Source organism: Bradyrhizobium sp. LeoB3, assembly GCF_055456055.1.
On record NZ_JBVBEF010000133.1, the window covers coordinates 1 to 15722 of the forward strand.

General features: G+C 57.8%; 8 protein-coding genes and 5 pseudogenes. 8 read left to right on the forward strand and 5 right to left on the reverse strand.

The genetic code is table 11. The features are described 5' to 3' along the window. Positions 1-77 precede the first annotated feature (77 nt). From ACZXDY_RS40960 to nifA, 4 genes and pseudogenes are all read left to right on the forward strand, one after another. Positions 78-623 (forward strand): annotated as a pseudogene (locus ACZXDY_RS40960) (carbamoyltransferase C-terminal domain-containing protein); the annotation flags it as partial. 486 nt (positions 624-1109) lie between these two features. Then, positions 1110-1225: pseudogene (locus ACZXDY_RS40965) on the forward strand (LysR family transcriptional regulator); the annotation flags it as partial. Between the two features lie 863 nt (positions 1226-2088). Continuing rightward, on the forward strand, positions 2089-2925 hold the full coding sequence (locus ACZXDY_RS40970) for an SDR family NAD(P)-dependent oxidoreductase (protein WP_028168866.1): 837 nt from the start codon (positions 2089-2091) through the stop codon (positions 2923-2925). A gap of 228 nt (positions 2926-3153) precedes the next feature. After that, entirely contained in the window at positions 3154-4977 is a 1824-nt protein-coding gene (gene nifA / locus ACZXDY_RS40975; RefSeq protein WP_464349402.1) for a nif-specific transcriptional activator NifA, read from the forward strand. Here the strand turns inward: nifA and ACZXDY_RS40980 are convergent. Then, positions 4935-5120, reverse strand: coding sequence for a hypothetical protein (locus ACZXDY_RS40980; RefSeq protein ID WP_130228489.1), 186 nt, complete (start codon positions 5118-5120; stop codon positions 4935-4937). The two genes, nifA and ACZXDY_RS40980, sit on opposite strands and share 43 nt — an antisense overlap. Before the next feature lie 436 nt (positions 5121-5556). Between ACZXDY_RS40980 and ACZXDY_RS40985 the strand changes: the two genes are divergently transcribed. The 3 genes and pseudogenes from ACZXDY_RS40985 to ACZXDY_RS40995 all read left to right on the forward strand — a co-directional run bounded on the left by ACZXDY_RS40985 (position 5557) and on the right by ACZXDY_RS40995 (position 8164). Beyond that, positions 5557-6399, forward strand: a complete 843-nt coding sequence (locus ACZXDY_RS40985) for an electron transfer flavoprotein subunit beta/FixA family protein (protein WP_028168869.1) — start codon at positions 5557-5559, stop codon at positions 6397-6399. A 17-nt stretch (positions 6400-6416) separates the two neighbouring features. Next, positions 6417-6787 (forward strand): annotated as a pseudogene (locus ACZXDY_RS40990) (electron transfer flavoprotein subunit alpha); the annotation flags it as partial. A gap of 79 nt (positions 6788-6866) precedes the next feature. Then, a pseudogene (locus tag ACZXDY_RS40995) lies at positions 6867-8164 on the forward strand (FAD-dependent oxidoreductase). Positions 8165-8184: 20 nt separating this feature from the next. Here ACZXDY_RS40995 and ACZXDY_RS41000 read toward each other — a convergent pair. The 4 genes and pseudogenes from ACZXDY_RS41000 to ACZXDY_RS41015 all read right to left on the reverse strand — a co-directional run. After that, positions 8185-8497: pseudogene (locus ACZXDY_RS41000) on the reverse strand (transposase); the annotation flags it as partial. 451 nt (positions 8498-8948) lie between these two features. After that, a complete protein-coding gene (locus tag ACZXDY_RS41005) occupies positions 8949-9851 on the reverse strand; it encodes an NAD(P)-dependent oxidoreductase (protein ID WP_463331876.1) in 903 nt (300 codons plus the stop codon). An 11-nt stretch (positions 9852-9862) separates the two neighbouring features. Beyond that, on the reverse strand, positions 9863-10543 hold the full coding sequence (locus tag ACZXDY_RS41010) for an HAD family hydrolase (protein WP_464349403.1): 681 nt from the start codon (positions 10541-10543) through the stop codon (positions 9863-9865). A 7-nt stretch (positions 10544-10550) separates the two neighbouring features. Then, entirely contained in the window at positions 10551-12140 is a 1590-nt protein-coding gene (locus ACZXDY_RS41015; protein WP_464349404.1) for an amidophosphoribosyltransferase, read from the reverse strand. A gap of 1392 nt (positions 12141-13532) precedes the next feature. On the opposite strand from ACZXDY_RS41015, the gene ACZXDY_RS41020 reads away from it, so the two are divergent. Beyond that, a complete protein-coding gene (locus ACZXDY_RS41020; RefSeq protein ID WP_464349405.1) occupies positions 13533-14606 on the forward strand; it encodes an ABC transporter substrate-binding protein in 1074 nt (357 codons plus the stop codon). Positions 14607-15722 lie beyond the last annotated feature (1116 nt).

Consider the following 15722-nt stretch of genomic DNA (forward strand, 5'->3'; position numbering starts at 1 on the left):
ACAATAGCGATTTGACCTGAGAATGGTTCAGAAGCTTGGTCATGAACTTCGTGAACACATCGCCGTTCTGCAGCCGCGCCTACTGGGAGCTTATTAATGCGTTCAAGAGGCGGACGGGCATCCCAGTTCTGCTCAACACGTCCTTTAGCAACAATGCCGAGCCGATCGTGGATTCGGTTGCAGACGCGATTGCCGCGTTTCTGACGACAGAGCTGGATGGACTTGTAGTCGGGCCGTTCCTCGTCAAAAAGCGGGCTGCAATGCTGAAGGATTGGACTAGGCTCGCGGTTTCATTGCCGCCTTATGCACGCCTCTATCGAGTCCGCGCTTACACCGCGCTAGATCGCCAAGAGACGGTGTGCGAGATCCGTACGGGGCCCTCCAGCCGTGACGGTGTGCGTATTTCACATGATGTGTTCGATCTACTGATGCGGATCGAGGGCGAAGCCGTGCTCGGGGATCTCCTTGATACAACTACGTTCGATCAGGCTAGGCGTGAAGCTCTCGTGAAGGAACTCCGGGGATTATGGGAGCAGCGCCGCCTTAAGCTGCATCCTTCACATGCTGCTCTCGCGCATCAAGGTTGCGATCAATGCTGGAGAAAGCATAACAGGCACTCATGAATATGGCCGTGTGCATGTCCCCAAATACAGGGGCAGCTGGGCCCCAGAGGCGGGCTTATCCGGTAGCTGGGTCATGGTTGTAGTCTTGGGCGCTGCGCCACAGCAGCAGCTCTGGACGACGAGCGACCGAGCACGAGAAGTTCCATTCGACATGGTTGGTTCAATTATACGGAGATAAGCGGGTGATATAAAAGGGGTTGGAACAGCTATACGGAGGTTTATCGGTAGTAAGCGCCTACGCGACGTGCGAACCGCTTGTCGCGTCGAGCCGGCGCGACGCAGCTTGCGTAGCCCGCCGAAGAACGTGGCCGCAATGGACATGCGCCTCGGTTGATGCTCGGCGTGCACCTGAGAATTCTTCTCAAAGCCAGGCAAAGATCGATAGCCATCCTGGTATGCCTGAATTCATTTCTCCAACTGGCTTTTTGCTTGCCGTCATTCCTAGAATTGGTAAAAGTGATTGTTTTGATCGAATGCATCCACCGTCTGGATAAGTCCAGATCATGCGTTCAGGGCCTCGATGATCTAAATCTGCTCGTCGTGCTCGACGCTCGGGTGACCGAACGTAACCTTACCGCTGCGGCACGAGCATCAACCTGAGCTAGCCGACCATGAGCGCCGCCGTCGCCTGGCTACGCGCGCCTAACTCCGCGATGTGTAGAGTCGGGGAAGCCCGAGTTGGTCGAACAGTGGTTGCACAGGGCTTTCTGGATCGCCGGGTGTCCTGACATACGCCAGAACCCCGTCGATGAACCGGCCGCAGTCGCTGCACTATTTACGGTGAGAGGCCGAACTTGTCGCAACATCGCGCGCGGAAGGGCTCGCCGCCCCAAGTGGCTCTGCCGCACATCCAGCTCTCCATTATTTCCCGGGAGTGTTCAACCCAGCCTTGAAGCCGTCCGCGAGGGCCTCTCGAAGGAGGCTGCCGACAATATCGCCACGCTCAAGAAGACTGCGATGGCGGAGGCCGCCGAGAAACGCTGCAGGTTGAGGGTTCGCTGCCGCCGATCCTGAGACCCAGTTCGATCACGGAATGATGAATGGAATGACGTGGCCGGTAACCTGGTTCTCAGGAGGGGCGGATTGCTCAACAGCAACACGTCGTTCCCCCGCATCGAATGGTGTGAGAGCCAACGAATTCGCCAGCGGTTCTGATATCCGCGCAATTTACGGACCTCGACCGACCGCATTGACAACATTTGCGGCAAAGCCAGCGCGCATTAGGGCCGTGGAGCAAGAGCCGAGCCAAATGGGCAGTGCCGTGCACGTCTTGCGGGACTTGAAAATCGGCTTGGTGTGCACCAGCGTTTGCTGCTGGCCGAAAGCAAACGCGCCCGATGTCCCGAACCCGCCAACCTGTTGCGAACACGACATTGGGCCGCAAAAGGTGCGAGCATTCCTCTGCATCGCACTGGCCCAAATCCTGCACCGCGTTGGCGGGCGAGGGCAAGATGGGAGGTGCGTTTTGAGTCTCGATCTGAGAAACGACGATGCGGTCGCCGGTCCACGGTCGGCGACCGACGTGAGCTGTCCGTTTCACACCGATAGAGCCGGCATCCAGCAGGGAGAACGGAAGACGTTGGTGCTGACCGGGGCGTCGCGCGGCATCGGTCACGCCACCGGAAAGCTGTTTTCGGAAGCGGGCTGGCGCATCATCTCTTGCGCGCGCCAACCGTTCGATGGCGGGCGCTGCCCGTGGGAGTCAGGGGCCGACAACCATGTCCAGGTCGACCTCAGCAACCATCGGATGCTGCCGCGCGCCATCGCCGAGGTCAAGGAGCGCCTCGCGGGCGCGCCATTGCACGCATTGATCAACAATGCCGGAATTTCGCCGAAGACGCCGAACGGTGCACGACTGACGTCCTTGACGACGTCAGTCGAAACCTGGATGAGGGTGTTCCACCTCAATCTGGTGGCGCCGATCCTGCTCGCGCAAGGCCTGTTTGAGGAGTTGAGAGCAGCGTCGGGATCAATTGTCAACGTGACCTCAATCGCAGGCTCGCGGGTGCACCCGTTTGCCGGCAGCGCCTATGCAACATCGAAAGCTGCGCTCGCGTGTCTCACGCGCGAAAAGGCGCACGACTATGCACCGCATGGCATTCGCGTGAACGCGATCGCGCCCGGCGAGATCAAAACAGACATTTTGTCGCCGAACACGGAAGCGCGTCTTGTGCCAAATATTCCGCTGCGCCGGGTGGGCACACCCGAAGAAGTCGCGAAGGTCATCTTCTTCCTATGCTCGGATGCGGCAAGCTATGTCACGGGCACCGAGGTGCCGATCGATGGTGGCCAACACCTGTGATCGACCCCCTACCTGCAACAAAAAATCGCAGCTGATTTGAGTTACATCAATGGAACTCGTGTTTCCACGGAATCCGCGCGACGAGTTCGGAAGAGCAGAGAATAAGCAAATCAAAGCATTGTAAGTTTACCGTCATGCCACGATGAAGGCGCTGTAAGTTTTACCATCGTGCCATAATAAGGGGTTATCTCTTGCGGTCATTCCCTGTAGGGCGAGATCGAGGATGACATGCAACACAATATTCGCAAATCCGAACAGAGCGACAGGGAGGATGGTCATGACAACGGAGACGTCGTCATGCTGCATATCCCTTCCGTACGCGAAAGGCTTAACTCAAACTCCGAGACGGACCACACGGTCCCTATTGTGCCGTCGCATGAGAGCGCGATTATCGGGATCTTCGAAATATCGAAAGTACTCACCGCGCCCTGCCGGCTCGAAGTCACGCTGGCCAACGTTGTTGATCTTCTGCAATCGTTTGTACAGATGCGGCACGGTATCGTCTCTCTATTCCACGATGATGGCGTGCCGGACATTACCGTGGGCGCCGGCTGGAGCGAAGGCAGCGACGAGCGCTACCGGATGCGCCTGCCGCAGAAGGCACTGCAGGAGATCGTGACGTCGGACATGCCGCTCGTCGCCGAAAACGTAGCGGTGCATTCGGCCTTCAGTGCTGCGGACATGGAGGTACTCGGGGCCTCCGACGAGATGCCAGTGTCGTTCCTCGGCGTTCCCATCCGCATCGATGCGAATGTCGTCGGCACGCTGACGATCGACCGAATGCTGGACGAGGCCTCGAGCGTCCGGCTCGACTACGACGCACGGCTGCTCACCATGATCGCCAACCTTGTAGGGCAGACGGTGAAGCTGCATCGGCTGTTCGCGTGTGACCGCGAGCGACTGATGGTGGAGAAGGACCGCCTGCAAAAGCAATTGTGTGAGCTCAAGCAGCCTTCACGGGAGCGCAAGAAGGTCCATGTCGAGGGGATCATCGGGGACAGCCCGGCGCTGCGGGCGCTGCTCGAGAAGATCGCGGTGGTGGCCAAATCAAACAGCACGGTGCTGTTGCGCGGCGAGTCCGGTACCGGAAAAGAGCTGGTCGCCAAGGCGATTCACGAGCGGTCGGCGCGCGCCAAGCGTCCGCTCATAAAACTCAACTGCGCGGCGCTGCCTGAAACGGTACTGGAATCCGAATTGTTCGGTCACGAGAAGGGTGCCTTTACCAGCGCGTTCAGCTCCCGCAAGGGCCGCTTCGAGCTCGCCGACAAGGGGACGCTATTTCTGGACGAGATCGGCGAGATTTCGGCTTCGTTCCAGGCAAAGCTACTGCGCGTCCTGCAGGAGCAGGAATTCGAGCGCGTCGGCGGCAACCAGACCGTTAAGGTCGATGTTCGCGTGATTGCCGCCACCAATAAGAACCTGGAAGAGGCGGTGGCAAGCAACGAGTTCCGCGCCGACCTCTATTATCGGATCAGCGTGGTTCCCTTGCTGCTGCCGCCGTTGCGCGAAAGGCGCGGTGATATTCCGCTCCTCGCCACCGAGTTCCTCAGAAATTTCAACAGCGAGAACGGCCGTACGCTCGACTTCGATAGCAGTGCGATTGAAGTACTGATGAACTGCGGTTTTCCCGGAAATGTGCGCGAGCTTGAGAATTGCGTGCAGCGGACCGCGACCCTTGCACCTGGACCATCGATCGTAAGAGACGACTTTGCCTGCTGCCACGGCCAGTGCCTTTCCGCGATGCTGTGGAAAACCGGATCGGACGAGGTGGCGCTGCAGCCGCGGCCGATCGTATCAGTGCCGATTATGCCCGCCATGCCGCCGGCTGAGGCGGCTATGCCGGTCCCGCCTTTCGGCGGCGACCTGGCTCCGTTGGCACCAGCCGGCGCATCCCTCGTAGGTGGTGCGAAGATCACAGATCGCGAGCGTGTCATCGCGGCCATGGAAAGGTCCGGCTGGGTGCAGGCGAAGGCGGCGCGCCTGCTTGGGCTGACACCGCGCCAGATTGGCTACGCCTTGAGGAAATACGGTGTCGAGATCAAGCGTTTCTGAAAGGATTTGGCGCGCGTCGGGGCCGTGACCATCGGCGGCGCGGGCGCTGCCATCGCCACTGCCTGGGTAATGTCGCAATCGACCATCAGCTCACGCCGGATTTCAGTCGGCGAGATCATCGTCTGCTGGTTGACCGCGTTCAATTCTAAGCCCGCGTCCGCTCATGTGGAGCAACCGCCGCGCGCTGCGGGACTACGAAGGTATCGCCGTGTGCCTCGTGGCCGCAGGCGCCGCAAGCTCGTTGCGACGCGGCGCTTGCTCCTGGTGATGCGAAGCCTCGTCGGTTGCAAATGAGCTCAAGGCTTAGGCTTCCTCATGAGCGCAGCGGGTGCTGCGGTTTCCCGAGGAAGCGAATCCGTTTTGGGCCACCCGCTTTGACCCAGATCAACGATAAATTAAGCCGCGCGAGCCGAGCTGTCGTAGTCAGGACCAATGTCGCAATTCCGTCGCCGGCAAACGTCAGGCTAGGGTGAGATGACGTTTCCAAAAAGCATTGTATCGCTGCTGATTTTGAAATTCGCGCAGTGGTACGAAACTTGCTGTTCTCTTCGCCAGCCATTGCAATGTCTGGAGAAACATATGCACAACGTCGTCTGCATCAAGCAGGTTCCCGACTCGGCGCAAATCCGCGTGCACCCCGTGACTAACACGATCATGCGTCAGGGCGTGCCGACCATCATCAATCCATACGACCTCTTCGCGCTCGAGGCCGCGCTGGAGCTGCGCGATAAATTCGGCGGCGAGATCACCGTCCTTACGATGGGGCCGCCGTCGGCCGAGGACTCGTTACGCAAAGCGCTCACCTTTGGCGCCGATCGCGCCGTACTGCTCACCGATCGCTGCTTCGCGGGCGCCGATACGCTGGCGACGAGTTACGCACTTGCGACCGCCATCCGCAAAATCGGCAAGGAATATGGCCCGCCGGACCTCATCTTCACCGGTAAGCAGACCATCGACGGTGACACCGCCCAAGTTGGGCCCGGCGTCGCGAAGCGGCTAGGTGTGCTGCAGCTCACCTACGTCGCCAAGATCAGTGCCTTGGATCTTGCCGCACGCACAGTTGAAGCGGAACGGCGCTCCGAAGGCGGCGTGCAGGTGCTCCGCACCCGGCTGCCGTGTCTCATCACCATGCTGGAGGCAACCAACCAGATTCGCCGCGGCGCCATGGCGGATGCGTTGCGTGCCGCCCGGGCGCCGATCGTGAAGTGGAACGCGCAGCAGGCCGGCGTCGAGGACATCTCCAAATGCGGTCTCAAGGGCTCGCCGACCGTCGTTAAGCGTGTATTCGCGCCGTCCGCGCGCGCTGAGAAGGCGGTGCTGGTAGAAGCCGCCGAGCAGCCGGCGCAAGCATTGATCGACGCGATCTTCAAGCACCAGCCCAAGCTTGAGACCGATCTTGCGGCGCTGGCCCGCGATGCCTGATCCGAAGAGTCTTGATGATGAGCGATCTGACAGGAGCTCGCGCGTCTCCTGAAGGGCGCGCCGGCAAGAAGGCGCTCGCGGTGAATTTCAACGCAGTATGTCTGGGTCTTTATCGAACAGGAGCGCGGCCAGTGCAATCAGTCTCCTTGGAGCTGAAGCTGAAAGTTGATCTCGCGGAGGTCGTGATCGGTCCGGAGACAAAGGCGACGCGCAGCGCCCGCGGTCGAACTCTGCCACGGCGCCGACCTTCTATCTGGTTGCCGACAACATGCTTGCAGATTGCCGCAACGTGTCCGACACCAAGGCCTTGACCGGCCTTGTCAACACCTCAGAGCCGGAGATCCTGTTGTTGGGAAGCACGATCTTGGGTCGTGATCTCGCCGCCTCCGCCGTCGCCCTATGCAGGCGACCGCGTTGCAAGCGAGGGTAGGTTTGAGAACATGCGCCACTGAACAAAGGAGAGGCCCATGATCGAAGAGAGGTTCGATGCGATCGTTGTTGGCGCCGGAATGGCCGGCAACGCGGCCGCGCTGAGCATGGCCAAGCGCGGCATGAAGGTGCTGCAGCTCGAGCGCGGCGAATATTCCGGATCAAAGAACGTGCAGGGGGCAGTCCTCGATGCGGACATCTTGGAGCAGCTGACGCCAGATTTCCGCGAGAATGCCCCCTCGAGCGCCGCCTTGTCGAGCAGCGCTTTTGGATAGTGGAGAGCCGTTCCCATATCGGGCTGCGCTACCGCTTCAACGATTGCAATCACCAGCGACCGAACCGGTACATCGTCATCCGCCCCGAATTCGACAAATGGTTCTCCTGCAAGGTGAAGGAGGCCGGCGCCACCCTCTTGTGCCAGACTACCGTTACCGAGCTGGCGCAGAACCGCCGTGGCCGCGTCATTGGTGTGCGTACTGACCGACAGGACGGCATAATCCACGCCGACGTAGTGGTGCTCGCCGAGGGCGTCAATGGCTTGCTCGGGACGTGTGCGGGCTTGCGCGAGCGGCCGACGCCCGACCAGGTTGCGCTGGAGGTCGAGGAAATGCACCTTTTGCCGCGCGAGACCATCGAAAACCGCTTCAATCTCAAGCGCGACGAAGGGGTCGTGATCGAGGCCGCCGGCACCATCTCGCGCGGGATGACCGGCATGGGTTTCATCTATGCGAACAAGGAGTGCATCTCACTCGGCATCGGCTGCCTCGTCTCCGATCTCCAGCGAACGGGCGAAACGCCTTACGGGCTGCTCGACCGCTTCAAGCGTCATCCGTCGGTGGTGCCACTAATCGACGGCTCAGAGCTCAAGGAATATTCCGCGCACCTCATCCCGAAAAGCGGCTACAACACCATACCCCAGCTCTACGGCGATGGCTGGGTGGTAATCGGCGATGCCGCCGAACTCGACAGCACCAGCTATCGCGGGCGTTTGAACGTTGCGATGATCTCTGGGAAAATTGCCCCGGAGGCGATCTTCCGTGTGAAGTCGCGCGGCGGCCGCTGCACGTCGAATAGCTTATCATTGTACAAGAAGATGCTGAATGAGTCGTATGAGGATTTAAAAAAGAAGGATATGCCGGCGCTGATGCACACCCAGCCGGACAACTTTCTCCTCACCTATCCGCAGCTCGTCTCCAAAGCGATCCAGAACTTCGCTCGCATTGCCGGCAGGCCGGTGGCGGGGGAAAAGGACGCGGACTCAAAATCCTCTGGCGATGTGTGGTCATGGACCGGACTCTTCGGTGATGGGTTCCGCTTCCCGCGCGCCTGGCGTTGAAAGAGTATGAGGGTTCAGACTCAATTGATCCAATAGGCGACGATGGCCGCGAGGTAGACGGCAGCATTAGAAGTTCCTGGCGAGTTTGTCGTAGCGAATTGCAACACGCCTGAAATCCTTCTGCCGGCGGAAACAGCGCCTATAACGTTGCGCTTTTTGTCGACGCGTTTGCTGAATCTGTGGAGGATCACCCTGTTGGATTTTGTTTGGAATGACGGGCTTCGCGCCGCGATTGACTATTTCGGCGCGAAAGCCGTCGCCATCGTAGCCTTTGTCCCCAATGAGGGTAGACATGGGAGGTGCGAGTGTCAAAACGGCCGGCCCTGCGGAGACCGTTGGTGCGTACGGGATGAATGTTTGTGACACTGTGAGTTTCCTCCCCGTCTGAGATGGCCGGTTGCGGAAAACCCTCACGCCAGCCTCGCTGTAATTTCGGGCCGGGAATCTGCCGTCATAGACAGTTCCGACCAACCCGTAAGTGCCCTATCTTTTCCGCATATTTTCGGCGACTGCTGTACGGTTGCACAAATTTTCAGGATTTGTCGTTCAGCGAGAAGCCAATCGCAGATTAAGCGGAACTGTGTTCGATCTTCTGCGACAGCGCCCATCCACCGTCAGCGAAATGTTCAGGGCAGCACCGGTAGGGAAGGAGAAAAGAATCGAAAGCAACATTTGCGGCACCTTGCCGGGTCAGGAACAACCGCCGACTGCCGAAATCGCGACGGTCATCGAAGTCTGCAGCACACAAGTTTTTCGGGTGCTGTTACTATGTCATCCGTTGTCCTCAGAGAAGCGTGAGATGAGGTAAGGTGAGTTCACCTTTGCCTTCGGCAACAGAGGTGTGTAATTTTTGCGCGGCGGCAGTCAGAACCGGCACTGCTATTGCGGTTTCGCCTGCTAACCGCACGGCGCAATCAATATCCTTTGCGGCATTGGTAATGGATATCGCCAAAACATCCGGTCTTTCGCCCAACATAAAGGCTGCGAAATTTTGGAATATTCCGCTGTTGGTCGCGCCGCGACTGACTAACGAGCGTAAGGTTGCAAGATCAACGCCAAGGCCATCGGCAAACCGGCAAGTTTCAGCAGCTACCGCCGCTATGCCCATCGTCATGCCGTTATAGACCAGCTGGAGCTTATGGCCTTGCCCGACATCGCCGACAGGGACGATGTTCTCGCAAAACGCAGCAAGAATATCGGCAGCGATACGGAAACTTTTCCCATCCGATCCAACAACGGCGTTGAGACGTCCTTGCTCTGCATGTTCAGGGCTTCGCGTTACGGGGGCATCTATAAAGGCTAAGCGATGCTTTTGGGCCTGTTCGGCCAAAACGAGCGTTGAAGCAGGATGAGACGTTGTGCAGTCAAGTATCAGACTCTGTCGGGGTAAATGCGCGAACAATCCGTGTTGCCCAAGACAGACTGCCTCAACCTCGCGGCTTGAAGGCAAGGACAAAACGACGACATTTACATGCCTGGCCAATTCAGCAATGGAAGCACGTTCACAAGCGCCCATGCCGATTAAACGTTCCGCACCCCTACGGTTCTTGTTGGCTTTGATATGCAATTCGGCGCCATGACGCAAAAGACTGATCCCTATGCCGGTTCCCATGCGTCCTGCGCCGATCAGGCCGATCTTTTGTCGCGCTGGCATAGGCGTTGCGGTCGATAATGGATTTTCAGTCATGCTCTCGCTCACTATGCATTTCGAAAAAAGCCGGTTTCTTGCAGAACGCGCAGCCGCTTATGATGGTTATCAATGAGGTAGTCCGGCTGCGCCGCGTGCAAACGCGACTCGGACACAAACCCGCCGGTAATGGCTACGCTGATCAAGCCAAGATGGCGTGCAATATCCGTTTCGACCGGCATGTCCCCGATGAAGACGGTTGACCCAGGGTTCAGATTGTGTGTTTGCATGTACAGCTGAAGCCGTTCGCCTTTGCTCATGCTTTTGTATTGAGTAGCGCGGCTTTCAAAGGCCAGAACCTCATCGACGCAATCGTCGATTCCAAGCCTTCGCAATTGGGTACGGAGGGGTTCGACTATATGGTTGCTCAGAATGATGGTGGAAACGGCCTGTTGACGCGCCGTTTCCAAAATGCGGCGGGCGCCGTCGCGCAGATCGGCTTTGCTCGCCAGCGGCTCGTAGGTGTCGTGAAAAATAGCGCTGCCATCGCTATCCACTGTTTCGACTTCGCGTTCCGACATTCCGAGATTGCGGTAAAGGACGGAAAGTGGAACGTCGCACTGGTCCAAAAAAGTTTGCATGTCGATGGCAGCGCGGCCGAACCGGCTCAGACTGGCGTTCGTCGTTTGCAGCAAGGCATCGGCATCGTCGAGCAGAGTGCCGTTCCAATCGAATACAAGAGCCGGCTTCATCGTGACCTCAGGCAGCGGATACTTTTGTGAAGGCGAGATCGGCGACCAATCTATTCAAGTTTTCGTTCGCGCGTTTTTGCCCCGCAGGAGTTGGCATCTCGACCGTAAACGGAGATAGATCGATTCCATCATGCCCCTGCGGCAGCAAGGATACGAGAGAATGAAAGGGCAGATAAGTGACGCTGGCAGCATTGATGGACAAAGCAATGTGCCTTTCGATCACCGTGAGCGTTTGCGACTCGATTTTATGGAAACGCAGACTGTTCTGTCGCGCTTCGGGTGGCAATGTTTTCCAGACTTTCCAGAACGCCAACTCATCAATCGTGTCGATACCCATGCCGTAGTAATTTGGCGCTACGATGGGCGGAGAACCGATTGCCCAATGCACAGCCTTGGCCCCGGCGGCAAGGAGCATTTCCGTCACTGCCCGGCTTGTATCGCCGCGAATAAGCGCCTCATCGGCTATAATTATGGTTCGGCCTGTAACGTCTTTGCTTGCGACCCGGTACTTTTGCGCGATAAGCGATTTGCGTTCGCCAGCGATGCCTATGAGCGTGCGCTCCGAACAGCATGTTGCGATCACTTCGTGCCTTTGAACGAGGGCACCCTGTTGTTCGGCCAGAGATGCGAATAGAACATCGGCATACGGCTTTCCCGTACGCGGCATGGAAGAAACGATGATGGGGGCGGAGCCCGTTTCGACCACTAAAGTCGGCGAGATAATTCGACCCAGGGTAACGCCTATATTGTGACGGGTGCTCAGATGAGAGTGGCCTCGTATCGACGTTTTCGTATTTCCTAGATAGAGCGTCTCATAGGCGCAAAGCTTTGGGCTGTGTCCAGCACGGCCAACAAAGCGAGTGATGCAATCTCCCGTTTGTCCGTCCACATACTTGATGTGACTTGGCAATATCTCGTCCGCTTGGCCTTGTAGTCCGGAGAAAGCGCAATTTTCGGAGGCAAAGAGTACAAAACCGTCTTCGGTTTTCATGAATTCCAAAGGCCGCAAATCACTACGATTGCGGAAAGCAGTTAGATTACCTTGACCATCCAATAAAAGTGCGATGACGGCCCCATCAATACGGACATCAATGTCACGAAAGACTTTCTCGTAATCAACCGGCAAAGCGTGCTGCCAATAGTCTTTTTGACAAATGCGCTCAATAAGCTTGAGCGGAAGCTCTGCATCCGTTCTGCTGCCAAACCGATAGCCTTGGGCAAGCAGTTCTTCCTTAAGTTCATCAGCGTTGGCCAAAGCGCCGTTCAAACAAACGGTCAAGTGGCGATGGCCGGCTTTATGGTTGTCAAGGGGCTGGACGTCGCCGTCACTGTTCTCCCGGGAAGATGGAGTACGAATATGTGCTATCGCTACATGTTGCCTGAAATTCGCACCCTGTTCATCATAATCAATCGTTGCGAAGTCGCGTGGTGGCCGACAGGACTTTGTATATTGAAAACCTTTTGCATGCATGAACGCGGCAACGCCGAACCCCGCCTGTCCACGGTTTTCAAGCTTCGGAACCATGTGCTTGAGCCGATCGTAAACCGTCTTTTGTGAACGGCTTGGCAACAGAAAAGCGCCTGCAATACCGGACATGCTTCTCTCCTTTGGACAACGACTGTTACCGTGTCATCGTTTGACGCTGCGTGTTGTTGTGTTCAACCGTGTCCGGTTGAAGACATCCATGTCCGGAGCCAGACACCAAGGCGGAAGGAATCCGGCGGCTCGGCGCGAAGCACATGGTCTTGCCCTTCATCAAGCAAGGCTCGTACCAGGGCTTTGTCGGCGCGCCTGAAGCTGCCTCTCACGACGCTGTCTCAGTCGCGGCAGGTTCGTCATGCAAATAGTCGCGACAATCTAGCTTTCGTAGGCAGGGGAAAGGCGAGAGTTATCCAGCATTCGCCGGCTTAGGAGCCGCAGTCTTGGCTTACGTCATGGTTGGTGCACTGCGCGCGGTGCATGCGAGTCGAATGCGGCGAACAGTATCAGGAACGATATGTGTGGGATCGAAAAGAACTGCACCGAATATGAAGGTAACTTCGAATGGACCCGAAGCGGCGGGCCCGGTACTGGTTGAATAGCGTGTGTAGAGGAGTTTCAGCTTATGCAGCAGAGGTGTGCGCAGCTGGGCTGCAGATGTGCTCAGCGGTGCACCTTCGCTGCAGGAATCCTACTATCGTTCAGAAGGCTCGGGTGATACGATCGCACACTGGGAAGCTTGACCAACCCGATGCTAACATGCGAACAACTCCGGAGCTGGCGCCGCCGAGACGGGGCCGGCGTGGGAAAAGGGCGAGGGCTGACGCTCCCGAGTGATCCGGCGAACGCGAACATTCAACCATAGCAGCATCCAAGCCTTCGCCATGCGCGGGCGCTCCAATCGTGATGCCATAGCCGACCGAACGGCGAACCGCGGCGCGGCATTTCATCTTCGAGATGAGCGATCGGCACGAATCGTATCTGGTCCTCAACAACCTCCGCCTCCCGGTGCCCACCCTCGTCGAGCGGCAGCCCGACGATGAACGTCTTTGTGAGATTCCAGCCGCCATTCTTGATATCGTACAACCGAGGAGCACGTTTGTTCTCAGCGGCAAGTTCTTATCGATCCGGTACATAAGCCGACTATCGAAAAATGAGATCGAGACTCGACGCCTTGGTACGACGGCTTACTGGCGCCAGATAAAGTGGGGAAGGAGCCGTATAACTGCACGAGATCAAAATTAAGACCGGAATTGTGCAACATGAACCGACAGGTTGCGACGTAGCCTGCAACTTCAGCCCCGGTGTGGCTCGCTCTGCTTGCTGATCCGCGTTTATTCTCCCCTTCTGCGGAAATGCCCGAAGTGTCCGACGTTACTCAATCTTACCCAACCTCGGTTGGAAAGCCCGCTTAAGACGAGAAAAATTACAGGTAGCCTGCTCGGCACTGCGGCCCTGGAAGAGGAGGGCGCGTGGGCTTACGGGCCAAAGAGCCCATTGGAGGGAAGCATGCCAAGGAAGCTCGCTGCTTTTTGCGGCCATTTGGCGAATTTTGCCAGAGGCGCTCTTATTTGCTCGACGCTTCTGACCGGAGCGGCCATTCCCCTTCAGCAAGCCAAAGCAGACGACGTCAACTGGAGGCAGTTCGAAGGTAGTTCGATCGTCTGGGCATACGACATTCATCCCTATGCTGACGCCGTCGCGGCTCAATTGCCGGAGTTCGAAAAGCTAACCGGTATCAAGGTGACGCCTGAGCTTTATCCGGACGACGCTTATTGGAATAAGCTAACGATCCAACTGAGCACAAAATCTCCGACTTGGGAAGTCGTGGGGACGGGGGTTCAGCTAGCCTGGGATCTTGCGCCAGGCCAGTTGCTCGAGCCGCTCGATCGGTATCTGACCGATCCGAAACTCACCGCATCAAACTATGACTACAAGGATTTCTTTCCCGCGCTGCGGGATGCGCTAACCTGGAAGGTGACAGATGGGGAGATCGAAGCGGGAAGCGGTCGGGTGTGGGCCGTTCCGCACGGCTTCGAGAACATCCAGCTATTCTACCGTAAGGACATCCTCGACAAATTCGGCATCAAGGTGCTGACGACTCCGCCGGAGATGTCCGCCGCATGCGCAAAGCTAAAAGCTGCGGATCCCGCACTCACGCCGTTGGGCGTCCGCGGCGTACGCTTTTGGAGCAGCATCCACACGGCTGCGATCTCGATTGCCAAATCTTACGGAGTGCATGATTTCGTCATTAAGGACGGCAAGCTGGACACGGGTCTCGACTCACCTGAGTCAATCGCCTTCCACAAGGACTATGTGGACATGATCAAGAAGTGCGCGGGTCCGTCCTTTGCTAACGACAACTGGTATCAAGTGGTCGATGGCATCAACTCAGGACGCACGGCGATGGCAATCGATTCCAACATGGTTGGCTTTTGGAACGACGTGGCCGGCAAGCCGGCCTCGGGTAAGATCGCATTCGCACCCCCCTTGCGCGCTCAAAACGGCAAAGACTTCGAATCCAACATCTGGATATGGTCGCTAGCGATGAACGCCGCTTCCAAGAAGAAGGGAGCAGCCTAGCTGTTCATCCAATGGGCAACCTCAAAGCAGGTTGATCTGAACGGCGCTGTTGCCGGCAAGCTCGTCAACTCCGCGCGCGGATCGACGTGGGCCGAAAAGACCTGGGTCGAATATGCAGCAAAGCCGGAGTTCAACAACTTCCTCGACACGTTTAAGAAAGTACAAGACAGGGCGGCATTGGCCTTCAACCTCAGCTGTTTTAGGCTCCGTGAAATCCGAACAGCCATCGGCGATCGCGCTCCCGACGCGCCTTGAACCGATCCAGACATTTCCTGGAGCACAGCGCAGTGCGCCACGAGTAATATCGGATCAGGCCAAACTTCCCGCCGCAGACGGCGCAGCACTTCGCTGCAGGTTGGTGAGAGCATTGGGAGCTATCGCCCATCTTTATCTCCTGTAGGTCTCGCGTCGGTGATAGCTTCCCGGGATTTCTGGTTCGCGGTCGCACCGCGCGCACAAATGAAGTGCGGCTGCGGGGTCATTGTGATCCGCGCGGTCATGCGGAAAATAGGGCAGCGGAAGCAGCGCTTCAGTCTCATATGCAGCCTCCCAGGGCAAAACAGCGGCTTCTTCTCTGTCGCGCGCGTTCCACGTGCGGACCGCTGGGATCGTCGCGATTGCGTCGATCTTCCCTGTAATCGCCGGGCAATCGACTTTTGCTGATTGGCCCAAGGCTAGGTCCATCGCAACTGAACGCTCAATTGTACGGGGGTAGGCGAGCGCCATGACAAGGGATGGAAGTGCCATACGAAGGTTTGTAGCTGCTCTCCCTTGCGCCATCGGCATTTGCGCCCCGCTCTTCGCGACGAGACGGCGTATTGACGGGGGGCTGCGCGGTGACCGCGCGTCCATCGTCCGGAGCCGGGTGCGCGTCGATCAGCGAACAGGCGCAGATTAGCAAACCTGTGACAGACGGGCGCCGGTCGCCAACTGAATTGCCCAAATTGCTCTACCTCGGGGCGTCAAAACCGATGCCTCCAAGCGCGCCAACCGGGCCTTGAAGATGCTCAGAACCTATCTCGGTCGCGTCATCCGTGATATTGCCCGCAAGATCGAAGGCCGCACCGGCTTGCTTGGCGAGATTGTCCTCGAACGCATGCTGGCGCTGGCGCGACG